At 45.2% G+C, this 26,536-nt stretch carries 21 protein-coding genes; 14 read left to right on the forward strand and 7 right to left on the reverse strand.

Annotation, left to right across the window (positions count from 1 at the left end; translation table 11 throughout):
• Position 1 precedes the first annotated feature (1 nt).
• Positions 2-883, forward strand: coding sequence for a cytochrome c oxidase subunit 3 (locus AABA75_RS00405; protein WP_338290333.1), 882 nt, complete (start codon positions 2-4; stop codon positions 881-883).
• A gap of 6 nt (positions 884-889) precedes the next feature.
• Here the strand turns inward: AABA75_RS00405 and AABA75_RS00410 are convergent, their stop codons facing one another.
• Complete coding sequence (locus AABA75_RS00410; RefSeq protein ID WP_338290335.1) at positions 890-1,099, reverse strand: DUF2909 domain-containing protein; 210 nt, start codon at positions 1,097-1,099, stop codon at positions 890-892.
• 30 nt (positions 1,100-1,129) lie between these two features.
• Between AABA75_RS00410 and AABA75_RS00415 the strand changes: the two genes are divergently transcribed.
• The 5 genes from AABA75_RS00415 to AABA75_RS00435 are packed head-to-tail and all read left to right on the forward strand — an operon-like array spanning position 1,130 to position 4,925.
• Positions 1,130-1,846: an SURF1 family protein gene (locus AABA75_RS00415; protein ID WP_338290336.1), complete on the forward strand. Its 717-nt coding sequence runs from the start codon at positions 1,130-1,132 to the stop codon at positions 1,844-1,846.
• Positions 1,821-2,387, forward strand: a complete 567-nt coding sequence (locus tag AABA75_RS00420) for a hypothetical protein (RefSeq protein ID WP_338290338.1) — start codon at positions 1,821-1,823, stop codon at positions 2,385-2,387. Before AABA75_RS00415 ends, AABA75_RS00420 begins: the two co-directional genes overlap by 26 nt.
• 9 nt (positions 2,388-2,396) lie before the next feature.
• Entirely contained in the window at positions 2,397-3,374 is a 978-nt protein-coding gene (locus AABA75_RS00425) for a COX15/CtaA family protein (RefSeq protein WP_338290340.1), read from the forward strand.
• 4 nt (positions 3,375-3,378) lie between these two features.
• A complete protein-coding gene (gene cyoE, locus AABA75_RS00430) occupies positions 3,379-4,293 on the forward strand; it encodes a heme o synthase (protein WP_338290342.1) in 915 nt (304 codons plus the stop codon).
• The gene (locus AABA75_RS00435) at positions 4,290-4,925 is read left to right on the forward strand and encodes an SCO family protein (RefSeq protein WP_338290343.1); all 636 of its coding nucleotides are present in this window, start codon (positions 4,290-4,292) and stop codon (positions 4,923-4,925) included. Before cyoE ends, AABA75_RS00435 begins: the two co-directional genes overlap by 4 nt.
• Here AABA75_RS00435 and AABA75_RS00440 read toward each other — a convergent pair.
• A complete protein-coding gene (locus AABA75_RS00440) occupies positions 4,922-5,962 on the reverse strand; it encodes a polysaccharide deacetylase family protein (RefSeq protein WP_338290344.1) in 1,041 nt (346 codons plus the stop codon). The genes AABA75_RS00435 and AABA75_RS00440 overlap by 4 nt on opposite strands.
• Positions 5,963-6,005: 43 nt before the next feature.
• On the opposite strand from AABA75_RS00440, the gene AABA75_RS00445 reads away from it, so the two are divergent.
• From AABA75_RS00445 to AABA75_RS00460, 4 genes are all read left to right on the forward strand, one after another.
• Positions 6,006-7,310: an MATE family efflux transporter gene (locus AABA75_RS00445; protein ID WP_338290345.1), complete on the forward strand. Its 1,305-nt coding sequence runs from the start codon at positions 6,006-6,008 to the stop codon at positions 7,308-7,310.
• Positions 7,311-7,432: 122 nt separating this feature from the next.
• Entirely contained in the window at positions 7,433-14,047 is a 6,615-nt protein-coding gene (locus AABA75_RS00450) for a response regulator (protein ID WP_338290346.1), read from the forward strand.
• A gap of 19 nt (positions 14,048-14,066) precedes the next feature.
• Positions 14,067-14,975, forward strand: a complete 909-nt coding sequence (locus tag AABA75_RS00455) for a diguanylate cyclase (protein ID WP_338290348.1) — start codon at positions 14,067-14,069, stop codon at positions 14,973-14,975.
• A gap of 4 nt (positions 14,976-14,979) precedes the next feature.
• Entirely contained in the window at positions 14,980-16,854 is a 1,875-nt protein-coding gene (locus AABA75_RS00460) for a response regulator (RefSeq protein WP_338290349.1), read from the forward strand.
• Here AABA75_RS00460 and AABA75_RS00465 read toward each other — a convergent pair.
• The gene (locus AABA75_RS00465) at positions 16,849-17,106 is read right to left on the reverse strand and encodes a hypothetical protein (protein ID WP_338290350.1); all 258 of its coding nucleotides are present in this window, start codon (positions 17,104-17,106) and stop codon (positions 16,849-16,851) included. The genes AABA75_RS00460 and AABA75_RS00465 overlap by 6 nt on opposite strands.
• An 11-nt stretch (positions 17,107-17,117) precedes the next feature.
• Positions 17,118-17,693 carry a Fe-S biogenesis protein NfuA gene (nfuA, locus tag AABA75_RS00470; RefSeq protein WP_338290351.1) on the reverse strand — a complete coding sequence of 192 codons (576 nt, stop codon included), beginning with the start codon at positions 17,691-17,693 and terminating at the stop codon, positions 17,118-17,120.
• 145 nt (positions 17,694-17,838) lie between these two features.
• On the opposite strand from nfuA, the gene AABA75_RS00475 reads away from it, so the two are divergent.
• On the forward strand, positions 17,839-20,424 hold the full coding sequence (locus AABA75_RS00475) for a M14 family zinc carboxypeptidase (RefSeq protein WP_338290352.1): 2,586 nt from the start codon (positions 17,839-17,841) through the stop codon (positions 20,422-20,424).
• Here AABA75_RS00475 and AABA75_RS00480 read toward each other — a convergent pair.
• On the reverse strand, positions 20,405-21,103 hold the full coding sequence (locus AABA75_RS00480; protein WP_338290353.1) for a hypothetical protein: 699 nt from the start codon (positions 21,101-21,103) through the stop codon (positions 20,405-20,407). The two genes, AABA75_RS00475 and AABA75_RS00480, sit on opposite strands and share 20 nt — an antisense overlap.
• A gap of 60 nt (positions 21,104-21,163) precedes the next feature.
• Here AABA75_RS00480 and bioH point away from each other — a divergent pair, with 60 nt between their 5' ends.
• The 3 genes from bioH (at position 21,164) to AABA75_RS00495 (ending at position 23,405) form a co-directional block, all read left to right on the forward strand.
• Positions 21,164-21,934: a pimeloyl-ACP methyl ester esterase BioH gene (gene bioH / locus AABA75_RS00485; protein WP_338290354.1), complete on the forward strand. Its 771-nt coding sequence runs from the start codon at positions 21,164-21,166 to the stop codon at positions 21,932-21,934.
• 109 nt (positions 21,935-22,043) lie between these two features.
• Positions 22,044-22,364: a hypothetical protein gene (locus AABA75_RS00490; protein WP_338290355.1), complete on the forward strand. Its 321-nt coding sequence runs from the start codon at positions 22,044-22,046 to the stop codon at positions 22,362-22,364.
• A gap of 69 nt (positions 22,365-22,433) precedes the next feature.
• Positions 22,434-23,405 carry a putative metalloprotease CJM1_0395 family protein gene (locus AABA75_RS00495; protein WP_425325553.1) on the forward strand — a complete coding sequence of 324 codons (972 nt, stop codon included), beginning with the start codon at positions 22,434-22,436 and terminating at the stop codon, positions 23,403-23,405.
• Between the two features lie 99 nt (positions 23,406-23,504).
• Here AABA75_RS00495 and AABA75_RS00500 read toward each other — a convergent pair whose 3' ends face one another.
• Entirely contained in the window at positions 23,505-25,841 is a 2,337-nt protein-coding gene (locus AABA75_RS00500) for a Tex family protein (protein WP_338290357.1), read from the reverse strand.
• Between the two features lie 120 nt (positions 25,842-25,961).
• Positions 25,962-26,441, reverse strand: a complete 480-nt coding sequence (gene greB / locus AABA75_RS00505) for a transcription elongation factor GreB (protein WP_338290358.1) — start codon at positions 26,439-26,441, stop codon at positions 25,962-25,964.
• Positions 26,442-26,536: the final 95 nt, after the last annotated feature.

Raw genomic sequence — 26,536 nt, forward strand, 5'->3', positions numbered from 1 at the left:
AATGAGCGAACAACAATTCGAAAAATACTATGTTCCCGACCAAAGCCCTTGGCCATTTGTGGGGGCCGTTGCCCTGTTTTTAATGGCCTATGGCGCTGGTACCTTTGTCATCGAAATGAAGAACGGTACGGAGGGCAGTGGTTCGCTTATCTTGCTAGCCGGCTTTGTGGTTTTACTGTTCATGTTGGTTGGCTGGTTTAAAAATCAGATTGATGAGTCGATGTCGGGCATGCATAGCGCGCAGTTGGGTCGCTCTTACCGTCAGGGCATGTCATGGTTTATCTTTTCTGAAGTGATGTTCTTTTTTGCCTTCTTTGGTGCGCTATTCTACGCAAGAGTTATTGCCGTGCCTTGGTTAGGCGGGGCGTCCAATAATGCGATGACTAATGAAGTCTTGTGGCCCACCTTTCAGGCTATTTGGCCTTTGGTTGAAACACCCGGAGGGACGACTACAGAAGCAATGCCTTGGACCGGATTACCACTGTATAACACCTTAATCCTGTTGTTTTCTTCTGTCACTGCGCACATTGCTCATGTTGCCTTGGAAAAAGGTGAGCGCGGCAAATTGAAACTGTTTTTAGGTGTGACCATCTTACTGGGTTGTTTGTTCTTATACTTGCAGGTGGTGGAGTATATGCATGCTTACCAGGATATGGGCTTAAAGTTAGATTCTGGTATTTACGGTAATACTTTCTTTATGCTCACTGGATTCCACGGGCTCCATGTCACATTGGGCACTATCATGCTAATTGTGATGTTCGGACGAGTTATGAAGGGGCACTTCACCCATGACAATCAGTTTGCCTTCCAGGCGACTAGCTGGTACTGGCACTTTGTTGATGTCGTTTGGGTGTGTTTGTTCGTCTTCGTTTATATACTTTAAACAGAACTAAAATGGACGGGGATTAGGTGTAATAATCCCCGTTGCTACAGCGATTACCAGTAGCAAAATTATGATGGCAGAGGTCATCACTCTTCTGCCAATAAACTTAGTCATTGAGCCCTGTCCGGGTTCGTTCTTAAGCATAATCATCATGGCTTTAAATAAATTGTAAATCATAAACAATAACAGTAACGCCACGATAATTTTAACAGTCATCAATAACTCCGGGTTTGTCGCTAAGCAGTAATGAAGAAACCGCCTTTAGTTCCTACCATAATCAGTTTTGTTGCGGTTGTCATCTTATTGAAACTGGGTTTCTGGCAATTGGGTAGAGCGCAAGAGAAGCAGTTGCTCGCTGAACAAAAAGGTATACAAGAACAAGTGGTTTTCAATAGTGTGCAATCGGCACTGGCGGCCGGTGGAGAGCACGATTTTAAGCGAGCAAAACTCACTGGACAGGTAGATCTTGAGCGTTTGCTGTATTGGGATAATCGGGTACTTGATGGCACAGTAGGCTATGAGGTGTTGGCACCGGTGACCACTAATGCTGGAATATTGCTGGTGAATTTTGGTTGGTTACCGGACCGGGATTTTCGTCGTTCATTACCAGAAGTGAGTTTACCGGAAGTTATACAGCAAACTCACATTGTTTTGTACGTACCCTTGCACAATCAACTGGTTCGACAATCTGGAGAGCCTGAACAGTGGCCATATCTATTGCAGCAACCAGATTTAACCATGCTGAATGAGATATTACAAACGACGCTGATACCCGTGTTAGGCTACATAGAAGACCCGAAAGCTTTTGGGTTAAGAAACAACTTTAAACCGGTAACAATGCCAGCAGAGAAACACATCGCTTATGCGATACAGTGGTTTCTTTTAGCATTGGCTTGTGCATTGATTTATGGCTTTGCGTTAAGGAAAAAATGGAAAGATGAGCGAACAGAAAAAACAGAATAATCGCAGTACCTTGATCATTTTCGTATTGGTGTTTTTATTGCCAGTGATATTGGCCTGGTTTGCCTTGCAGGGAGACTGGTTTAACAAAGGCGCCACCAATAAAGGGGAATTGATGTCTCCTGCGGTTGAAATGGCGGATATTCTCCGTGGTGATAAACCCGTGTGGCGTATAGTTTATGTGATGCCTGAGCAATGTGATGCGCGATGTAAAAATGCATTATACAGTTTGAATCAGGTTTGGGTTGCGTCAGGTAAAGCTCAAGACCGCGTGATCCCTAGTTTGTTAGTCCTACCCGGAAGCGACTTAGATGCAGTGGAAAAGCTCAGCAGTGAAACCCCATTCGCTTTAATAAATACAAACTCAACATACCTTGATAAGGTGTTTAAAAACCAATCTGTTAGTGGTATTTTCATTGCAGATACGCTGGGGAATGTGATTTTGCGTTATTCCCTCAGTGAAGAACAACAACAAGCGGTAATGCAAAGCCGCGATATACTTGCCGATTTAAGAAAGGTCCTGAAACTTTCGCGGATCGGATAGAGCTGTTTTATGAAAACGTTAGTTAAGGTCAGCATTTTTCTTACTATAGTGGTCATCATTCTGGGGGCATACACTCGATTGACTGACTCAGGATTGGGTTGTCCAGATTGGCCTGGTTGCTACGGTCATATGGTCGTGCCTAAATCAGATGAGGCGATTACCAAAGCTGAGATTGCTTTCCCGGAACGTCCTCTGGAGGCAAGTAAAGCATGGATCGAAATGATTCATCGCTATTTTGCAGGCACATTGGGATTACTGATTTTATTCATATTTATAATCGCCCTCAAAAACAGACAGCAACAAACACCCGTTAAACTTCCCTTTGTCATATTGTTATTGGTTATCTTTCAGGCCGCATTGGGTATGTGGACTGTGACCATGAATTTATTGCCGGTGGTGGTGATGGGCCACTTGTTGGGTGGCTTTACATTGCTCTCTTTACTGTTTCTGTTACACCTTCGTATGAAACCTTACCGAATTCCAGGAGGCGACCCCAGAGTACGAAAATACGGTCGTTATGCCACACTGGGTTTATTTATATTGGTCATTCAGATAGCGCTTGGAGGCTGGACATCTGCCAACTATGCTGCTTTGGCATGTACCGAATTGCCGATATGTGAGGGGAACTGGTATGAGAAACTCAATTTTTCGGGCGCTTTTAGTGTGCCTGAAGCAGACAATTATGAATTCGGCGCTCACCCCTACGATGAGCGCATGACTATGCACATAGTACACAGATTTGGTGCACTCATTACCTTTTTGTATTTGTGCTGGTTGGGCATCAGATTGTACACTTCAGCAATTTCCGACCGGGTAAAAAATCAATCGGTGTTGATGGTGTCTTTGTTAGGCGTGCAGATAGCGCTTGGCGTATCAAATGTTGTATTTAGCCTGCCTATCGTTGTTGCAGTAGCACACAATGCCGTTGCTGCGCTTTTGCTGCTGGCTCTCATCTTGTTGAATTACACCCTGTATAGAAAGGCGTAATGTTATGGAAAAAGTAATAAAAAACGGGTCTTCTTCGCAAACATTTCAGGGAGCTTCGTGGCGTGATTATTACGAAATGACCAAGCCTAAAGTGGTGTTGTTATTGTTGCTCACCGCTCTGGTTGGTATGTGTCTCGCTGTTGAGGGTACCTTACCGATTCAGCCGCTTGTAGCGGGCATGATAGGGATTGGAATGCTGTCTTCTTCAGCAGCGGTGATCAATCACGTTGTGGATCGCAATATCGACGGCAAAATGGCGCGAACTTATAACCGTCCGGTGCCTAAAGGTAAAGTCACACCAGGTCGCGCTTTGGCCTTTGCTGGTGTTTTGTGTGTTGTTGGTTACCTCATTCTGGAGCTGTTTGTAAACCGGCTTACGGCTGTGCTAACTTTTGCCAGCTTGGTGGGCTATGCCTGTGTTTATACTATGTATCTAAAGCGTGCTACGCCACAGAACATTGTTATTGGTGGTTTAGCTGGAGCGGCACCGCCACTGCTGGGTTGGACGGCAATGACGGGGGAGATCCACGGCAACGCATTACTCTTGGTACTCATAGTATTTACCTGGACACCGCCTCATTTCTGGGCGCTGGCAATCCATAGAGAAAAAGATTACGCCAAGGCTGAAGTGCCAATGTTGCCGGTAACACACGGTGTCGAATTTACTAAAACCTCGGTGCTTGGTTATACCGTATTGCTTGGCTTGATATGTCTGATGCCCTATCTGGTGGGCATGTCAGGATTGATTTACCTGGTTGGGGCGACATTACTCAATATTGCCTTTTTAGTTTACGCCTGGAAACTCAAGTTTGCCGCCAATGAACAAACTGCTATGAACACATTTAAGTTTTCTATATTACACCTAATGCTTTTATTCGTGGTGTTATTAGTGGATCACTATTTTAAAATCGTCCTATGAAACAAAATCTTGTCATTGGTCTCTGCGCTTTACTAGCACTTGCTGCCGGGATCTGGGGGGCGTTAAATGTTGCTCCACCAAAAACACCAAACTATGCTCAGATGTATCCCGCACCGCGAATATTACATGAAAGTGAATTAACCGCTCATGATGGTTCGACAATAACACCTGCGTGGTTCAAAGAACAATGGACACTGGTTTTTGTGGGGTATACCTGGTGCCCGGATATTTGTCCTACCACATTAGCCGAACTCAAAGGAATTTATCCTGATTTGCAGGCCATCAGTAGTGAATATCCGGTGAAAGTGTTGTTTGTTTCCGTCGACCCCGGCAGAGACGATGTACCGCGACTTAACGAGTACATCCAGTTTTTCCACGAAGATTTTTATGCTGCTACCGCTGAGCATAAACAGCTATTTCCGCTAGTACGCAGCATGGGTATGGCTTACGCGATTGCCGAGAGCACTGACAAACCCGATTATCTTGTGGATCACAGTGCTTCGATAGCTATCATCAATCCAGATGCGCATCTTGTTGGTCGCTTTAAACCTGATTACCAACCCGGAGAATTGGCGATAAGTGACGGTCAGCAGATACTGGCGGATCTACCTATTTTAATCGGCAGCCATTAGTCTAAAAATTTACCTTCTTTGGTAGCCACAAACCAAGGTTGAGAGTGCCAGTAATAGCGACCCTTATGAGTTTTACTGGGAGCCGTGCAATTCACTCGCGAGCGTCCCGGCTTTAGCGTTACATCACTTGATACGTGCAGTGTATCTTCTTGCCAAGACGCACTAATACGCTCGCCTCGAAAAAAGCAGCTGAGTAGACCTTTATTGAAATCACTGGTGTCCAGTGTTATTGCATACTCAAGTTTGGGAGGCGAGTAGAACACTGGGTTTTCTATAGAGGCTGATACAACTGGCATCGCCAGGGTTTGCAATTTGGTTTTTAAGGTATTGAGGTTACTGTATATGCCTGCTGCAGGAAAGCGCGGTATCTCCGAGAGTCGGGTTTGGTACCCTACGGCACCTGAATGCTGGGCAAAGCCAACCAGCTCCAGCTCCTCGACCAAGTCGCTCAGGGCTTTGTTATATTCTCCGAAAGGGTAAGCAAAAAATCCGGGCGAACTACCCAAATTTTCTACAATTGCAGCTTCTGCTTTCAATATGCGCTGTTTGGTGTGTATCAGCCAGTCTGCTTCTGTGGCCTTATCAAGCATATGGCGGTGATCCCAATAGTGATTTGCAATTAACGCCCCTTCTTCGGATAACTGCTTTAGTTCTTGCCAGTTTAAATGACCAGGGCCTACACCGACTTCTGTAGGATTGATAAAGATAGTATAAGGAAAGTCTAGTGCTTTCAGCAATGGATGCGCATTTTCCTTGATATTGCGAAAGCCATCATCAAAAGTGATGGCAACAGCTTTGTCCGGAAGGGGGGCCTGTGCTTTTATTTTGGACATTAATTCTTGTAAAGGAATAACAGTGTGATTGGCCTCCAAATACGCCAGGTGCTCTGCAAATTTTTCAGGAGTAATTGAGGTTGAGGGGGGCGTAGCACTGCTTACGTGATGGTATAACAAAATAGTTGCGCTATTATTGGCCTGCGCTTGGGAAACTGCGGTGAAGTAGAAAACAAAGGCAAATACCCTTACAAATACACTCATATGATTCACTAATTAAAATCCAACACATAAGAAGATTACCAGTTTGACTTTTTACCACGCAACTCGTTATTTCATTGCATTGGCATTGCCCATGATTGTCAGCAATATTTTCTTGCCGTTAGTTGGGTTGGTGGATACGGCCATTGTGGGGCATTTGCCGGGTAGCCACTACCTGGCGGGAGTGGCTCTTGGCAGCATTATCATTACCCAGCTTATTTGGGTTTGCGGTTTTTTACGCATGGCTGTGACTGGGCTGAGCGCCCAAAGTAGTGCCCCGGAACAAAAGCAAGAATCCATTTCCGTGCTGGGCAATGGCGCTTTATTGGCTTTGTTACTCGGTGTTCTGTTGTGGTTTCTCAGTCCCTTCCTGTTTCAAATGGGAGTGTATTTTTCCGGTAGCAATACGCAGGTAGTGGCAATCGCTGAAGATTACTTTTTTATTCGCATATCAGTTGCGCCAGTATCACTACTGAATTTGGTGTTAATAGGCTGGCTGCTGGGCAGGCAACAACATAAAAATGTGATGAAGATACAGATTATCGCTAATCTGTTGAATATGCTGTTGAGTGTTTTTCTCGCCATTGGGTTAGCGATGGAAACGGCAGGGGTAGCCATCGCTACGGCACTGAGTGAGTGCTTGGTCTTGCTCATGTCTTTATTTACTATCGCTAAATTTGAAGCGCAATGGTGGCGCAGGTTTTACATTGCTAAAAAGTCTCTACAACGCTTGCTCAGACTAAACAGAGACGTTTTTTTCAGAAATCTCTGTTTACAGATATTTTTAGGCATCTTTACCTACCTCGGTTTACAACAAGGACAGTTAACTGCAGCGACTAACGCGGTTTTGATGCAGTTTTTTGTATTGATTGCCCTTGGGCTAGATGGCGTTGCCTACGCTGCAGAGGCGTTGCTCGGAGAAGCCTCAGGGAAAAACAGTAAAAGCAAGTTTCGCCTTTGGATCAAGGTAAGTTTATTGGTTTCCAGTGTTTTAGCCATTTGTTATACCCTGGTGTTTGCACTGGGTTTCAGGTTTATTACCCATCTGTTAACCGATATAACCGAGGTACAGGAATATATTCAGCAATTTAAAATTTACATCGTTTTCTTGCCTCTGGTGGCGCATTGGTGCTTTTTATTAGATGGATGGTACGTAGGTTTGACTCAAGCTCGCGCTATGTTACTCACTATGCTGTTAAGTGCCGGAGTCGCAGTATCTTGGTATGCCTTGCATTTTTTATCGCTAAATGCTGACATTTTATGGCAAGGTTTTTTGTTATTTTTATTGGCAAGAGGTATTTTGCTGGGAGGGCACTTTTATTACAGGCTCTATCATCGATATCATGCGTGAGGGACCTATTGTAGCCAAAATTCCAGTAGCAACTGTTTGCATCTAACTAGAGGGTGATCTTTACTTGAAGCAGGCGCCTGAATTACTGATGTGTAAACACAAGGATACGAGGAGCAGACATCGTGGATGTTAAGCTAAAGCGGCTTGAAGACATAAAAACACTTGCTGGCCCGATAGTGCTGAGCCGTGCATCAGACAATGATGGAACTCACTATTGGTGTAAAACGGCACAACAGTCAGACAGGCAAGCGATGGAGATGCTTGAGCTTGAAATCGAGAGTCAGTCAAGATTCTCATCAATTGCGCTGATTGCGTCTTCTGGTTGTATAACCAGCGAACGGAATTGCATCAATCTCTACCCGGACATTGAAGGCGTTGAACTCTTTGAAAGCTTTCTCACAAATCATTCTCTGGAGATGACCGAACAGCTGAAAATGTGTATCGCGCTGGCAACGTGGTTGGCAGATATTCACAAGCAGCAGTTTATGTTGGGTTTTGTAGAGCCGGAAACGCTATTAGTGGATAAGAAGAGCTTTCAGGTTTATTCCTTAAACACCTGGAATCTGCATAAAGAGTTTAGTATTGACGAAAAAAAGCAGGCGCTATTGACGACAGGGTGTAACTTACACACTGCATCACCAGAGGTGACCGGCAGAACGGATTGGACCCCTCAGCGTTTCTCGGATTTTTATTCATTAGGCACCTTGTTATATCGCATTTTTATGGGCCGTTACCCTTTTGAGTTTCAGGATCCTTTAACCCTCATTCATGCGCATATTGCCAAACCTGTAGAATATGACCCCGGGCGGTCATTTGCTGTACCCGAAGTACTGCTTAGTATCATTAGTAAGCTCTTAAACAAGGCTCCTGAAGCCCGCTATCCAAATGCACAAACATTAGTTGCTGATCTTGAACATTGTTTGAATGAGTTCACTCAAAAGGGAGTGATTAGCGATTTTCGTATCGCTAAAGAGGAACAAAAAAAGGTCATTAGTTTTCCCAAATACATTTACGGTCGCGATTCTGAATTAACATTAGTTCAGCAATGGTACAACCGGGCAAACGCCCATAGCGGCTTGGCGGTTCTGTGCATTTCAGGGGAACAAGGAGTCGGAAAAACGGCGCTGCTGCAAGAAATCAAGACCAGCGTTCTACCTCAAAGTGCCCTCCTGGGGGTGGTTAACGTTGAACCTGAAATCCACACCCTCAGACAATCAGCAATCTTTGTTATGTTGCAACAACTGATTGAGCAAGCGCTTATCCTTGAGGAGTCGCAATTGCTCAAGTTACAACGGCAACTACAAAAAATTGCAGTTGAGCAACGGGGGCAACTCTACAACTTGTTCCCGGAACTAAAGATTGTATTACCCGAAGAGAAAGGGGCGGGTTTTATTGAAAGTCATTCCAGTGAAATCCTTCTGGCTCAGTTGTTGTTGTGCTTCTCCAGACTCGATAAAGATTTGTATCTGATTTTTGATGATGCCCATTCCCTGGAAAAAACGACGTCTGAGACTTTACTGGCACTGTTCTCCATGGCCCCGCAAAGTAATTTAAAAGTGGTTCTACTGTTACGTGAAAACGAGTTACCCGAATCAGCTTCAGTGAAGTCTTTGGTCGCTGCAACAGAATTGGATGGTGCTCTAATACATCAGGTAGAGCTGTTGCCCCTGAGTACTGCTGCTACTCACAATCTTGTGGAAGACACGTTTTGGGAAACTCAGTTTAGTCTGGAGTCCCTGTCTGACCTGGTTTTTAACAAAACCAGAGGTAACCCTTATTTTGTTAAATCATTTATTCAAAAATTAGTTGGTGAGGGGGCATTGTATGAAGACGATGAGCAGATTTGGAATTGGCTACCGGAGGAGGTCAGTCGTTCCACTGTGACTGCAAATGTTGCTGAGCAAACAGGGGCTGGCTTAGCGAGCTTACCTCTGGAGCAGCGAAATTGCTTAAAGCTTGCAGCTTTAATGGGTAAAGATATTGACACTGAAATACTCATGCTGGCTGTAGATGTGTCCTCTGCAAACCTTGTTGAGTATATTGATTACTGGGTTTCTATGGGGCTTTGGGCACAATGCAGTCCCGATAAAAAATACTATCAGTTTGCCCATAAAAAAATTCAATTGGCTGCCAGTCAACTAGAGACAGGTACCAATGCAGAGCAGTTGCGTTTTGCTCTGGCAGATGCGCTGTTTGACCAAAAAGATAGTGCTTGGCTTAAAGACAACGTACTGCACTGGCTATTTTGGGTGCATCCACTGTCGGGATATCAAAATACTCAGGTGGCACCCATTCAAATAGCGGAGTATTACCTGCTAGCTGCGAGTCGAGCTAACCAAGAGCTTGAAAACGGTGAGGCGCTGATGTGCTTCCACCTTGGTGTACAGTTATTGACGGAAGAAGATTGGCAGCAGCATTACGATATTTGTGTAGCGTTATATCAAGGATACATCCAGGAATCATTGCGCAGGAATCAACTGGTTGGACTGAATGCTGCAATCGCAATACTGGAAAAGCGAGTTAATAAACTTGCCGACTCTGCGCGTATTGTTATTTGGAAAATGACAATGTTGTGCGCAGCGGAAGATATTGAAGCGGCGTTTTCTGAGGGAATGAGAGCAGTTAAGGCGCTTCTCTGTGATTTTTCGATAGCGGAAAATCAATCGGATTATTTGGCTTTGGATAAACAATATCCGCCTCAGGGAATTCAGGCATTTGGCCTTCTGGATTGTACAAACCAAGACGCAACTACCCAATTGCATATCCTGTTAAGCGAGCTATTAGATGTTGCCAGTAAACTTAATATCCATGCCGTGATGCAGGTTTCCTCTGTTGCCATTCCGTTGTGTCTTGCACAAGGCAATACAAAGTATGCAGTTAAGTTTTACACAACACATGCTTTGATGCTGACCACGCTTGCCCATAAACACGTTGACGCACTGCAATTCATTTCCGTAGCGGAACAATTGGCTGAACAACTCAAGCTCAATCAGGCGCACAGAGATAAACTCTTAGTCACCCGGTATGCATTGATTGCTCATTGGTCTGAGCCGTTACAGCAGAGCTTGATATTTTTTGCCCGTAAGAGCGCGCAAGTGTTTGAGTCGTCAGTGGACCTGAATCACGGGGAAGCGCCCCTTTATCACGCCATTTTTAGTTTGTTGACCGATAAGCCACTAGACAAAGTTGTAGAAATATTTGAAGTGTTAATTGAGCTCATGGAGGAGAGCGCAGAGACCCCGGAGGGGCTTCAGGCTCGGCAATGGCTGGAATTGGCTCAAAGTGTGATACAAGCCAGTGAAGGGACAGATTCATTCGATTTGGAACTGCAAACGAAGGAAGGGGCACCAGGAATTGACCAGTTAACCTGTTTCTTTTCAATGCATTTCGCCAAAATGTGTAAAGCAGTTTTGAATAACAATTTCATCTTGGCAGAGCAGTATCGCAATGCGGCACAGGAACTGGTAAATGACATCTGGCCGGTATATTGGCTAGCGGATTATCATGCCCTGGCAGGTATTATCTTGTTGCGTAATACTGCAACTCATACTAGTGATTCAAGCCAAGAAGCCTTACTTCATCAGGTTGATCAACACCTTGCACAATTACAATCTTGGTGTGGCAACAGTGGTGATATACACAGAGCGAAATGGCTTTTGCTGGAGGCAGAATCTCGAAATTTTAAAGGTGAGCCAGATGCCTGGCAGTATTACGCCAAGGCCGTCAATGCAGCACAGAGTAGCCGTTCCCATTTATGGCAGTTTCTCTGTTGGGACGCTTATGGTCGATATTGGTTAACAAACGGCGATGAGGTTTCAGGCTTAGCGCATCTACGTGAAGCGCTGAATTGCTTAAACCATTGGCATGCCTGGCAAACTATCAAACATTTGCATGATGAATTTCCAAAGTTAGGCCACCCTGAGCAATCGGTAGCAAATGCCCCCTCACTATCAGGAGCGACAAAAAATGAAAAAAATCTGGATCTCCTGTCAGTACTAAAGGCCTCCGAAACTCTGAGTGGTTCAGTGGATCTGGAGGCCTTTGTTGAGCGCATGATGACCATTATCGTGGAGAACGCAGGAGCTCAAAAAGGCTGTGTCTTGTTTTTTGAAGGCACCAAGCTGGAGCTTAAAGGCAGTTACCCAGAAATCATGTCATTGGCACAAATACCTGAAACGCTGTTGAACTATGTGGGACTTATAAAGACGCCTTATGCGGTGGATGATAGCGCTCAGGAGCCATTGCTATCAGGCGCGAAAACTCAACGTTTGTTGCCCAAGTCCATGTTGTTTATTCCTTTGCTGGTAGCAGGCGAGTTTCGAGGCGTTTTATATCTTGAACATGCAGATTTAATGGGGTTCTTCACTTCTGATCGCATCGATATTTTGCAGCTGTTGGCTAATCAAACCGCTATTCTTTTTGATAATACCAGACTAAATCAACGCCTGTTGGTGAATAACCGAGATCTGGAAAAGAAGGTTGATGAGCGCACCGTGGAGTTGGCTCAGGCAAAATTAAAAGCGGAAGAGGCCACGGCCGCCAAATCAAACTTTTTAGCCAATATGAGTCATGAGATCCGCACACCCATGAACGCGGTCATAGGGCTATCTCGCCTGGCATTGAAGAAACAAGTTTTGCCAGAGCAGCGAGATTACCTGGAAAAAATACTGAGTTCTTCAGAGTCACTACTGACTTTAATTAATGATATTCTGGATTTTTCCAAAATTGAAGCGCAAAAGCTGACCCTGGAATTCATACCTTTTAGTCTCGAAAATTCATTGCGCAGAGTGGTTAATCTTAGTAATCACAAAGTTCATGAAAAGCATCTGGAATTTGTTTTGTCGGTAGATAGTAGTATTCCCGATGCTTTGATGGGTGATCCATTGCGCATTGAGCAAATAATTATCAATTTGGTTAGTAATGCCATAAAATTTACTCATCACGGTTACATCCATTTAAACGTGCGCTTACTCTCAAGTATTGATGACACGTTAAATCTGGAGTTTCGAGTTAAAGATAGTGGTATTGGGATGAGTGCCGAGCAGTGTAGCAGGCTATTTCAGTCTTTTAGTCAGGCAGATGACAGTGTTACTCGTCAATATGGGGGCACGGGGCTGGGTCTTGCTATCTGCAAACAGTTGTGTGAGTTGATGCAAGGCAGTATCCGTGTCGATAGCAAACCTGATGAGGGATCTGAGTTTATTTTCACGATTCAGGTGGAAAAGTCTGATGAGCCCTCTGTCGGCTCCAAGGCGCTGGATGTTTCTCATATCCGCGCGCTCGTGGTGGATGATATGGATGTCGCTCGAGAAGTTATGACTGAGGCGCTTGAAGCGCTTGGCATAACCGTTGACGCAGTGGACAGCGGTGAGCAGGCGTTAAAGTGGGTAGAAAGAGCGGAGCGCAGACAGCGTCCTTACGACTTTATTTTAATGGATTGGAAAATGCCGGGTATGGACGGCATTACAGCCTCCAGACGTATCAGAGATACTGTAAGTGGTAAGATCCCTCATATATTGATGGTGACTTCCTATGACAAAGAAGCATTGCGTGCTACTGATGCAGAAGACATTGTGGAAAGGTTTATTGAGAAACCCGTCAACCAGTCCGAATTGATAGACGCAATACAGCTGGCGTTAGGTGGTTCTGAAAAAGAGTCATTACCTTCTGAGAGAGAAGAAGCGATTCCTGATTTTAGTGGTTGTCGACTTTTGTTAGTGGAAGATAATGAGCTTAACCGTCAGGTTGCTTTGGAATTTATGCTGGAAACCGGAGCGACAATTGATGTCGCTCACAATGGTGAGGAGGCCATTCAAGCAGTCCAGGAACTATCCTACGACCTACTCTTAATGGATATTCAGATGCCAGTCATGGATGGTATACAGGCAACAAAAGTGATCAGGCATAAAGGCTTAGAGGTTCCCATCATCGCCATGACGGCGCATGCAATGACAGGCGATAAAGAACGAAGCTTTGCCGTTGGAATGAATGCTCACATTACCAAGCCCATCTCGCCTGGTGATTTATTTGCCGTAATGGCGAAATTTCTCCCGGACAAGCGCTACCTTGACAGTGAGCAAGATGATCTAAGCAATGATTCCACGCAACAAGAAACGCCTTTGCCGGAGGCTATCAGAGTATTAAAAGATATTCATGCCTTGCAGGTGAATAAAGCGCTGCTGCGCTTTCAGGGCAGACATCGCCTGTATGAAAACCTGGTGCGTGATTTCATTGAGGACTATAGCGATCTGGATGAAGTCTTAAGCGCACATGTTAGATCTCAGGATCGGCAACAGATCTATCGCATCATTCATTCACTAAAGTCCAACGTGGCCTATATTGGAGCATTTGAACTGTCCAGTGAAATAGGAGAGTTGGAACTTATAATTCGGGATGTGCAACAGGTGAGCGATGAAACATTGCTTATCACTGAACAGGTCAAGGGGTTGATCAAAGATATTCAGGCCCGATGGGCTCAGCTTAGCCCAGAAGGTGGCGGAAGGGCCAACATTGAACAAGATATTGGAGACGCGGAGCTCGAAGCAATGCTACCCTTATTGCATAGATCTGATTTTGCAGTTGAACAATTGATCAGAAAATTAAAAGAGGATTGTCATAATAAAAATCAACTGCAGGCACTTAGTATTATCGATTCTTTAGTCAAAGAGCTTGAGTTTGAAGAGGCCGCTGATTATCTGCAACGTTGGTTGCTGGATCAGAAGACTGTAACTAAATAATGAGATTTTCGAATTAACTATGTTTCCAGAAAAGTCCAAAATACTCATTGTTGATGATGAAAAGAGCAACCTCAGGCTCTTGTCGGAACTGATTGCTAAAGAGGCGGATATTATGCTGGCTAAGAGTGGGCAGCAAGCATTAGAGAAAGCTAATAAGGCTCAGCCTGACGTGATCTTATTGGATGTAGTGATGCCCGACATGGATGGCTTTGAAGTCTTACAGAAACTTAAAAATAACCCTGCAACAAGACTGATACCTGTGATTTTTATTACCGGTTTAACAGATGTAAAATTTGAAGAAAAAGGCTTGGCTCTTGGAGCGAGCGATTACATTATAAAGCCTATTCACGAACAACTGGTTAAAGCGAGAATTAAGCTGCATCTGCAGTTGGTAAAGCAGCGGAATTTACTGGAAAAAGTCGCGTTGGTTGATCCATTGACCGATTTGCCGAATAGAAAGAGATATGAAGAAGTGGCAAACCTGGAATGGCGTGCCGCCGTGCGACATAGCTCATGGTTTTCGTTAGCGTTATTTAACGTAGATGGTTTCAAGTCCTTCAATGAAAAGTTTGGTTATGCAGCGGGTGACGAGGCGTTGTCGAAAATCGCGTTGGCCTTGTCGTCACAGTTACAAAGATCCAGAGATTTTATCGCCAGATTTTCTGGCCAGGAGTTTGTTATCTTACTACCGGGAAGTGATCCTGAAGGGGCCATCACGCCTATTGAAAAGTGCAAGAGTGCTTTGGGTAGTCTACAAATTCCTTCGGCAATCGCCGGTAGTGACTATCTCACTGCTTCTGTGGCAGGAGCGTCTATCATTCCCGGCATGTCAGATTCCATTGATACTTTGCTTTTCACCGTCGCCAAACAGCTGAGTACCATGCAGCAGCACAGTCCTAATCAGATTAGCTGGCAGCAACCAAGGTGAGCTTGTGGCCAGGTTAAACATTTCCCCGGAAAAACCGAGAATTCTTATTATCGATGATGAGAAATCTAATTTAAAAATTCTTACCGATTTATTATCCACAGACGCGGATGTCTCGGTGGCAAAAAGTGCGGAGCAGGGGCTGTGGAAAGCGAAAAAATTCCAGCCTGATCTCATTCTGTTGGATATTATCATGCCTGACGTTGATGGCTTTGAAACCCTGAAACGACTTAAGAATGAGCCTGATCTCAATGAAGTTTCGGTAATATTTATTACTGGGCTGGATACTGCAGATAATGAAAAGTATGGCCTTGACCTGGGCGCTTTAGATTATATTCGCAAGCCTTTTAATGCGGCTGTGGTTAAATCTCGTATTGCCACTCATCTAAAGCTAATACAGCAAACCAAAGAATTAAGGAAACTATCGGTCAAGCTGCGGGAAGCTGATGAAGCTAAGAGTCGCTTCCTTGCCAATATGAGCCATGAAATTCGAACCCCGCTTACTTCGATAATCGGTTATGCAGAGTTGCTTAAGAAGAATGAAATTTCAGGCATGGCCAGTGAACAGGCGGTAGATATTATCGCCACCAGTGGTAATCATTTACTAAACCTGATCAATGATATTTTAGATATTTCTAAAATAGAAGCTGAGAAACTGGAGTTAGAATCGGTCTCATGCCTGTTGCCCGTATTGCTGGAAGAGGTTTTTGCCCTCATCAAACCCAAAATTGAATTGAAGAAGTTAGGCTTTGATTTAGAGCTACAATTTCCCATTCCCTCGCATATCATCACTGATCCCACACGTTTGAAACAGGTGCTCATCAATTTACTGAACAACGCAATTAAGTTTACCGAAAAGGGCTCAGTTAAGCTCATTGTCTGTGCAAGTAATGAGTTGATGAAGTTTAATGTCGTAGATACGGGTGTGGGAATTAGTAAAGAACAACAGGCGCGGATATTCAGCGCATTCGAGCAGGCTGATGTATCGGTGACAAGGCAGTTTGGCGGTACAGGCCTTGGGTTGAATATTTCTAAATACCTGACCACTAGACTGGGTGGTGATTTATCTGTCAGCAGCGTGCCGGGGGTTGGTAGTGACTTTGAAGCCAGTATTACCCTTTGTCCTGGAGATGAGGCTCAGTCTATTAACAATGAAACTGACTACGCCAAAGTGATCCATAGCCAAAAAGTACGTCAAGCCACCAATGTACAGTTATCCGGTAAGATATTATTAGCTGAAGATCAAAAAGAGCTCCGAATGCTTCTAACCATGATGCTCAGCAAATTGGGCTTGGACGTTACTGCGGTAGAGAATGGCTTGCAGCTGGTGCAGCAGGCACAACTACAAGACTACGATTTGGTACTCTCTGACATTCACATGCCTGAGATGGGAGGAGAGGAAGCCATCGCTCTGTTATTGGATGCCGGGATCAATGTACCTACCATAGCTCTGACAGCCAATGCGATGAAGCACGAAGTGGAGAATTATTTGAATAAAGGCTTCACTGATCATTTGAGTAAACCGATTCAGCGCAACGAGTTTATACGAAAACTGGCTCTTTACTTAGGCAAAGACGACGATGTTAAGGTTGATTCAGAGTTTCAAGATGACATGAAGGTACGCTTCGTCGAACAGTTTAAGAATAGTTTACCCTCAAGGTTAGAAGTATTAGAAAACGCGTTTTTTGCCCAAGATTGGCGAGCTATGACACTGCTTGCTCATAGCCTTAAGGGAAGCTCGCTGTCATTTTCGCTGCATCAAATCAGTGAATTAAGTATGGACATAGAAGCACTAGCGACAGCCGCTGAAGTGAATAACAGTCGAGCCAATGAACTTGCAGATGTATTGTTAAAATTAAAGTCTGTAATAGAAGAGCTATAGCTTTTTATCACGCTTTTGCTTGGCGTTAAGGTGAAAGGCGCTTTTCAAACGAAAGCGCAATATGCCGATGTAGCCATAGGCTGAGAATAGTCCGCCCGCGAGCAGTAATATCAGGCCTGGAATTTGCCACCAGGCCTGCCAGCGATACCCTACCAGGATAAAAAGCACACCCACAACAAACACCAATAAGCCTTTTTTGAAGCTTAGCCAGTACCTGTGCAGAGTTATCCGCTCGACATCAGTGAGAGACACGGGAGAAGGCCTTAATAGTAGGAGTGTTCGCCTGCCTCGTGTTCTGTCGCATCTCTCACCCCTTTTAACTCTGGGAATTGCTCCAGCATTTGTTTTTCGATACCTTCTTTGAGCGTTACGTCCACCATCGAGCAGCCATTGCAACCACCGCCGAATTGCAGCAGCGCAAAACCATCATCAGTGATGTCCATCAACATTACCTGGCCGCCATGGCTGGCCAGTTGCGGATTGATTTCAGATACTAGCATGTATTCGATTCGTTCCTTTAATGGCGCATCTTCAGCAACTTTACGTGCCTTAGCATTAGGTGCTTTCAGTGTCAGCTGAGAGCCCATTTGATCCGTAACGAAATCAATTTCGGCTTCTTCTAGATAAGGGGCACTTTCCAGATCAACGATGGCATCAAAGCCATCGAAGGAAAGATGTGTATCACTATCTTCAACCGCGTCCGCCGGACAGTAGGAAACACCACATTCCGCAGAGGCCGTGCCAGGGTTTATCACGAATACTCTAATGTTGGTTTTTTCTGGTTGAGATTCCAGTAATTTGCGAAAGTGACTTTGCGCAGACTCAGAAATATTAATCATCTCGACAACCTTAATGTAAACTAAGAATGATTCTAACAAAAATACTTGAGTAAAACACTCAAGTATTAAGCTCTTTTAGACATTTTTTGCCTAACAGAAAAGATTCCCTTATGGTAAAGGCAACGATAAAAAGGCCCGATAATCAATGATATTAAGATTTTTCCTGTTCTGTACGTTACTCATTACAGCTCGCTTTGTGCACGCGGATATGTCGCAAATCTATAGCAGCGATTTACAATATTTACCTGGCAATGTGCAATATGACCCGCAAATTCCATTACCGCAAGAGGTATTAGGTTACCCGGTGGGCGCCTGGCATGTCAGGCATGATCAACTGCTAAACTATCTATATTTGTTAGCTGAAAAATCAGACCGCATAAGCATAAAAGAGATTGGTAAAACCCATGAAGCCCGCAAGTTGGTGCATTTGTATATCAGTACCCCACAGAATTTGGCGAACTTGCCATCGATTCAACAAACCCATCAAAAAAATTGGTTAATGCATGACAGCAAGCGGGATCTCTCGGGTTTTCCGCTGGTATTGTGGATGGGCTACAGCATTCACGGGGATGAGCCTAGTGGCTCCAATGCGGCACTTTTGCTGGCTTATTACCTGGCCGCGGCGCAAGGAGAGGAAGTAACAAAATTGCTGGATAAGAGCGTGGTTATTCTGGACCCTTCTCTGAATCCTGATGGTTTATCTCGTTTTGCTCATTGGGCAAATTCTCATAAAAGTAAAAACCTGGTGGCAGACCCACAAAATCGAGAGCATCAACAAGCCTGGCCATCGGCTCGTACGAATCACTACTGGTTTGACCTCAATAGAGATTGGTTACTACTCACTCACCCGGAGTCACGTGCCAGAATTGAACAGTTTCAGCAATGGAGACCACATGTACTTACTGACTTTCATGAAATGGGTACCAATAGTAGTTACTTTTTCCAACCCGGAATCCCTTCAAGGACGAACCCTCATACGCCGCAAGAAAATATTGAGCTAACTAATCAATTGGCTAAGTTTCATGCCAAGGCATTAGATAAAGATAAGCGTCTGTATTTTACGCAAGAGGCTTTCGATGATTTTTACTATGGAAAAGGGTCCACCTATCCTGATGCCCATGGCAGTATTGGCATTCTGTTCGAACAGGCTAGTTCCAGAGGCCACCTCCAGGAATCAGAAAATGGCCTGTTATCCTTTTCTCAAACAATTCAAAATCAGTTTAATTTGAGCTTATCAACGCTTGAAGGCGCCATGAGTAATAAGGCCGCTCTTTTGGACTATCAGGAGGGTTTTGCACGCAATACTGTCGAGCTGGCGCTGGATGATGATGTTGCCGGTTATATGGTAACGCCAGGTAGCGATACCAGTCGTTTTGCCTATTTTCTGGACCTTTTGGCTCGCCATCAAATCGAAATTTATCCGCTCAACAGTAATGTTAAATTAGATGACAAAACCTTTGTGGCTGGAGAGAGCTTCTTTGTGCCCGGCAGACAAGCTCAATACCGCTTGGTGAAATCGCTATTTTCCGGTCAAAAACGCTTCAAGGACAATACCTTTTACGACGTCTCTAATTGGAATATTGCGCTGGCTTTTAACTATGAATTTGATGTGGTGGAAAAAAGTCGCTGGCGCAAAGTTCCGTTTGCCAAACAAGCCATAAAGGAGCTGCAAGTAAAATCGCCTTTGGCAGATTCCGAAGTTGTCGCCTGGGCATTCAATTGGAATGACTCAGATGCACCGGCATTATTGCAGTTTTTGCTGCAACAAGGAGCTCATGTAAAGCAGTCTGGGAAAGCATTTACAGCGGTGACCTTAGATGGTGAGTTTGCCTTCTTACCCGGTGCCGTTGTGCTTCCTATGGGATTTAAACAGCCTGGCGATATTACCGGATCACTGATTGCTAAAGCAGCCCAACTCAATATTAAGTTACATGGCTTAACTACTGGCTTGACGCCGCAAGGCGTGGATTTGGGGAGTCGCTATGTAAACACCGTTACCGAGCCGGAAATACTGTTGCTCGGCGGTCGTGGGGTTTCACAATATGAGGCTGGAGAAGTATGGCATTACCTTGACCAGTTTGTGGGCTTAGCACCGAGTATTGTTGATATTCAGCGCTTGGGGAGAATTGATCTGGAGCGCTACAGTCACATTATTGCTGTAGATGGTAACTACGCAACGATTTCAGAAAAAGACACCAAGCGTATCCAGCACTGGATTGAGCAAGGAGGCGTGTTAATCACACAGAAGCGCGCCGCTATCTGGGCTGCGGAACAAGATTGGTTGGCTGCTAAATTCAAGGACAAAGAGGCAGTAGATTCGGCATTTGATACGGCAAATTTAAGTTTTGCAGACCAAGAAAGCCTGGATGGTAAAAAAAGAGTGGCTGGCGCGGTATTCAATACCAATGTTGATTTAAGTCATCCCCTGTTATTCGGTTTTGACAAACCCCAATTACCAGTATTTCGCAATAGCACTGTGATCATGAGAAGACCTACTCAGCCTTTCATCAATCCCATTGTTTATCAAAAAATGCCACTTTTGGCTGGATATACTTCAGATGAAGTAGAGCAGCTGCTGGCCGATAGCGCGATGGCTATAGCCCACCAAAAAGGTGAGGGTAGGGTGATAGCGTTTGCTGACAATGTCAGCTTCCGAGGCTATTGGTTAGGCACCCGTCGATTATTATCCAATGCCATCTATCTGAGCAGTTTCATTGATGTTGAAGGCTAATCGATAAACTCCAAAGGTCAATTCTCAAGTCAGGATTGACCTTTTTTATTTGTTCGACAATACAAAGTAGCGTGGTGCCTGTAGTGATAACATCATCAAACAGTGCGATGTGACTTGTATTTTCCAGTAAACCCGGTTGCTCAATGCGAAACCTCGAAGCTGCGAGCTTTCGTCTTTCTGAGCCGCTCAGGCTTGCTTGCGGGGTGTGAAAAATCTCGCGACTGATAAGGTAGTTGCTTGTTTCCAGGGATAACCGTCTGGTCAGCTGGCTGCAGATTAATTCTGTTTGGTTGTAGCCTCTGCGCATCCGCTTTAAGGGGGAGATGGGAACCGGAAGCAGTATTTGTGGTAGCTCATCTTCGGAATAACAGGCTAACACTTTTTCCTCCAGCAACTTTGCTAGTGAGTTTCGTAACAGAGTTTTTTTCTTATATTTGAAGTCATTTATCAAAGACTGCAATAATCCTGCGTGAGGGCCAATACTAAGGGTATTGTATGGGCTTAATGTCTGCAGATGTTGAGTGAAGAATCGTTGGTTGTTTAAAAAAAAGGAGTGTTCACTGGCAGGGAAATGTTTGATTTGCTCGGCGCACAGCGAACAGATCGCGGTCGTTGCAGATTGCAAACAGCAATAACATTGATTGGTGCGTGCCATAAGACGTTTTAAAGAGCCGAGCATGGATGTACCCTAAAACTGCGTCAGGTGGGGTAAAAGTATACAGGTGTTCCAGAGGTAATTTTGCAGTTAAAAGTACAGGATTTTAATGACACACCGGATTTGGTGTTGTTGCATGGTTGGGGCGTGAATAGCGGGGTATTTAGTAGTCTGATAGAGCGCCTTGAGCCTCTGCATCGCTTGCGTTTAGTCGATTTGCCGGGATTTGGCATGAACAACCATGTGCAAGTGCAACAGCTGAGTTTCCCCGAATATTGCCAACTGATACAAGATGTGATCCCAGCGGGGGCAACTGTGGCTGGTTGGTCTTTGGGAGGGCTGGTGGCGCAGCACATTGCTTTGCAAGACAGCACGCCCATTGCCCGACAAATCCTCATCTGTAGCAGTCCTTGTTTTCTGGAAGGCCATGACTGGCCGGGCATCAAACAGAACGTTTTACAGAGTTTTCAACAGCAATTAAAACAAGACTATATGAAGACCCTGGAACGCTTCCTGGCTATTCAGGCGATGGGCAGCGCTACAGCCAAGGCAGACTTGCGAACTATAAGAGAACAGGTGAAAAGTGGAGGTGTTGCCAATCCGGGGGCTTTAGAACGCGGATTATGGTTTCTTCAAACCGTTGACTTACGAGCTCAACTTGCAACCAATTCAATTCCAACGCTGCGAATTTTCGGTGGTAAGGACAGCCTTGTACCTGAAAAAAGTCGCCGTGTTATTGAGTTATTGCACCCCGGGGCCGATTACCACACCTTTGATAAAGCATCTCATGCTCCCTTTATTTCTCACACCGACCAGTTTGTTAAGATCTTTAACGACTTCTTGCTGAATATTTAGTCTATTAGGGCATAACAACGAGTGGAATAATCTCAATAAAAACTAATCAAAAGATTTATTTATTTGCTCATTTGTTTAATAATTAGACATGAGGTAATAGGAGTAGTGTATGTCTTTCGATGTAAGAAATAGCGTTAACTCCGCTATTCTATCTGGTGTGATGGGTGTTCAGAAAGCCTCTGATGGTATTGCTGGCACATCAATTAGTATTGCTCAACAGCAAGCGTCGTTGCGTTCAACCAGCGAGCTGCTTTCTGATGTGGCAACCCAACAACTTGGTGGTGTATCTAAATTACTACCCTCGGGTGGTGATTCCATGACCAGTAATTTGTTGTCACTGGTAAACAATTTGAATAATGCGCAGGCTTCGACAAAAGTTGTGGATGTGGCTAACGATACCGTTGGACGCATTATCAACGAACTCGCTTAAGTTTAATTCATTACTGCCATGAATATTGTCACGCCGTTGCCAACTGCCATTCCGTTCACAACATCTAATGTGAATACGGAATCTGCGCGCCGTGATAATGTGCAACGGGAAGTTATTCCCCAGATAACGCAGCCGGAAAACTCGGCTGCGGAGTCTGGATTAGGCTCAGAATCCGACCGTCTCAAACAATCTGCTAAATCAGCTCAAGCTGCCCAGTCACCAGTTTATGAACGTCCTGTCGTACAGCAAAACCCAAATGGTGGTGATGCCAGCGCGCTGGGTAATACCAATGGTCAAACTCCGGATAACGCGCAGCAAGAGAGCGCTGGTAAGGAAGATGCAGAAGAGCGTCAAAGACAGCAACAAGAAGCCATTGATCAGCAAGAAATTGAGAAGCTAAAGGCGCGAGACCAGGAAGTTCGGGCTCATGAGCAAGCACATGCCGCCGTGGGCGGTCAGTATGCCGGTTCGCCCAGCTATGAATTTGAAACCGGACCCGATGGCCAGCAGTACGCTGTAGGCGGCGAAGTTTCCATCGATATCTCCAAAGAAGCTGAGCCGGAAGATACCCTCGCTAAAATGCAACAGGTAAGAGCGGCGGCTCTTGCGCCTGCAGAGCCTTCACCACAAGACTTCAGGGTAGCCAGTGAAGCTTCGCGGATAGCAGGTGAGGCCCGTGTCGAGATCTCCCAGCAGGAACTAGAAGCCCAACAGGAGCAGCAAGAGCAGAATATTGAGCGAGTTTTCAACCCTCAAGCCGCTGAGCAGCCGGATCCGATTGAAGAAAATATCCCTGAAATTGATGAGATCGTTGAGCCAGGCGATGTTCGCCCTCCTACGCGCTCATTGGAACAGACAGTACAAAACGTTGCTGATGTGTTCAATAACTTCACTGCAAACACTGGCTTATCTGGCACAACTGAAGCAGCTGAGCTGTCTGGGCAACGAGATGAAGAGATCAATCAACGCGCCCTCAGAATAGCCAGTTTTTACCAGCAAACTTCTACTCCAAAAACTGAAGGCTTCCAGCAGTTCGCCTAGTTATTGTAACAGCGGATTCTAAATAACCTGTCGCAACACCAGTACAATCAAATTGGACCGTCAGGGAGAGCTTAAAGCCCTCCGCTGAGTTGTGGCCGATTATTTTTTCGCTTTTGCAAAAGCTTCCGCAAATGCATTGCCCATGGCACTGTTTTGAGAAGATTTATTGTCTTGTCTGGGGGGGCGTGAATGCCTGGCAGGCTTAGCATCGGAACGCTTACCGGCCTTGTTAGCTTGATTGTTGTTGGTAGAAGCTTTGTCATCCAGTCGCATGGTCAATGAGATGCGCTTGCGCTGCACATCAACATCGGTGACTTTCACCTTAACGATATCACCGGCTTTGACCACTTCCCTCGGATCGGAGATAAATTTATCAGTAATGCAGGATATGTGTACCAAGCCGTCCTGGTGTACACCAATATCAACAAAGGCGCCAAAGTTTGCCACATTGCTGATCACGCCTTCCAGAATCATTCCGGGCTTGAGATCGTTAATGGTATCAATACCTTCCTTAAATTGCGCCGTTTTGAATTCGGGCCTTGGATCTCGTCCCGGTTTTAATAGCTCTGAGAAAATATCCTTAACCGTTGGCAGACCAAAGTGGTCATCAACAAAGTGCTCAGGCAGGAGCTTTTTCAGGACATCTGCATTGCCAATAAGTTGCTTAACATCACAGCCGGCTTGCTCCTGAATACGCTCCACTACAGGGTAGGCTTCTGGATGCACCGCAGATGCGTCTAGCGGCTCATTGCCTTCGTTAATACGAAGGAAGCCCGCACATTGCTCAAACGCTTTTGGACCTAGTCTTGCAACCTTGGTTAGCTCCTTACGACTGCTAAAAGCACCATTTTGATTGCGGTAATCAACAATATTTTGTGCCAGCGTTTTATTCAGGCCAGAAATATTGGCCAAAATGGCGGGCGAAGCGGTATTGAGGTCTACACCGACTGCGTTTACACAATCCTCAATGACGGCTGCCAGCGATTGTCCTAATTGGCTTTGGCTCACATCGTGCTGATACTGTCCAACACCAATGGCTTTGGGCTCAATCTTAACTAGCTCTGCGAGGGGATCTTGCAAGCGTCGGGCAATAGACACAGCGCCGCGCAAAGATACGTCCATCTCGGGGAGTTCCTTGGATGCCAGCTCTGAAGCTGAATACACAGAGGCTCCAGCTTCACTTACGATTAAGCGGGTGAGCTTGAGTTCAGGTTCGTTTTTCATCAGCTCTGCAACCAACTTGTCGGTCTCTCTTGAGCCAGTGCCATTACCAATACTTACAAGCTCCACTTTGTGTTGACGGCAGACGTTAGCCAGAGTGCGCAGGGATTTGTCCCAATGGTTTTGTGGCGCATGTGGGTAAATCACCTGAGTTGCCAGCACTTTTCCGGTTTGATCAACCACAGCCACCTTCACTCCAGTTCTTAAGCCCGGATCTAATCCCATGGTTACCTTAGGGCCCGCGGGTGCCGCCATTAACAGGTCTTTCAGGTTGGAAGCGAAAACATTGATGGCTTCAAGTTCGGCACTTTCTCTTAATTGGCTGAATAATTCATTTTCCATGTACATAAGAATCTTTATTCTCCATGTCCACTGGATAACACCTGAAAGCCATTTACCGGCGGCTTTTTGCGACAGATGCTGGCTGGTCAGGCCGGTGTGCTCAGCAATAATGGTTTCGCAATAAGAGGTCTTGTCGCTTTCTTCTTTTTCCGGGTCAGGCTCCAGAGAAACCTGTAAAAAGCCTTCATTACGCCCACGAAACATCGCCAATGCGCGGTGCGAGGGCGTGGTCATGAGCTTCTCACGGTGTTCAAAATAATCGCTGAATTTAGCAGCTTCTTTTTCTTTACCTGTAACTAACTGACTCTTGATAAAGGCTTGCTTTTTAAGGTGTTGACGGATTTTTTGTAAAAGATCGGCATCCTCTGCGAAGCGCTCCATGAGGATAAAACGAGCGCCATCCAGTGCATCTTTAGTGGTAGCGACAGCTTCGTTCAAATATTTTTGAGCTTCTGTCTCTGGATCGAGATCGGGGTCGTTAAACAGCGCATCGGCCAGCGGCCCTAAACCATTTTCAATGGCGATTTGGCCCTTAGTGCGACGTTTGGGCTTATAGGGCAAATAGAGCTCTTCCAACTCGGCTTTTGATACACAGGTATCAATCTTGTCTTTCAGCTCGGGGGTGAGCTTATCTTGTTCAGCAATCGACTTTACGATGGCTTCTTTGCGGTCCCACAGTTCTCTTAAATAGGTGAGTCGTTGCGACAAATTACGCAGCTGGGTATCGTCCAGTCCTTGGGTCGCTTCTTTTCGATAGCGGGCAATAAAGGGAACTGTCGCACCGCCGTCCATTAATTCAACGGCCGCATTGATTTGGGCTCTTGAAATGTTCAGCTCCTCACTGAGCTGAGAAAAGATGGTTTGATTACTCATGGCTTTAATCCATTGGGAATTTTGATTTAACAAAACTGTGGTTCTGTCACTTATCGCTGCAATATGAGGTCATACAGAGACATTACAATGTCATTCATCGGTTTTCCTCACGTTGACTGGTTAGTGGGCATCCGGATAGTCGATTTCTACAATAAACCAGCGTTTTTTACCTTCTGGTGTCGACACAACGACCTCATCATCTACCTGGTGTTTGAGCAATGCCCTGGCCATGGGACTGTCAATGGAAATGACGTCTTTGCGATCAAATATTTCGTCGTAGCCTACAATTTGAAACTGTCTTTCTTCGCCTTGCTCGTTTTCAATACATACGCGAGCACCAAAAAATACTTTCCCGTCTTGTTGTGGCGAATAATCCACGACTTTAAGGGCTTCCAGGCGTTTTGTCAGATAACGTACCCTGCGGTCAATTTCTCTGAGCTTGCGCTTATTTTCTTTGTAATCGGCGTTTTCGCTACGGTCACCCAAACTGGCTGCCCAGGTAACTTTGGCGGTAATTTCCGGACGTTCCGTGCGCCATAAATAATCTAGTTCGGCTTTCAGTTTCAGGTAGCCGGGACGAGTGATGAGGGGAGTTCGCATATTTAAAAAACTAAATTCTTTTCCGATTCAATAGGTTGTCATATTTGTGTTAAAAAACGCCAATCACAACAGGAAAAATCCCTGTTTTGGACTAG

It is taken from the genome of Planctobacterium marinum (assembly GCF_036322805.1).
GTDB lineage: Bacteria > Pseudomonadota > Gammaproteobacteria > Enterobacterales > Alteromonadaceae > Planctobacterium > Planctobacterium marinum_A.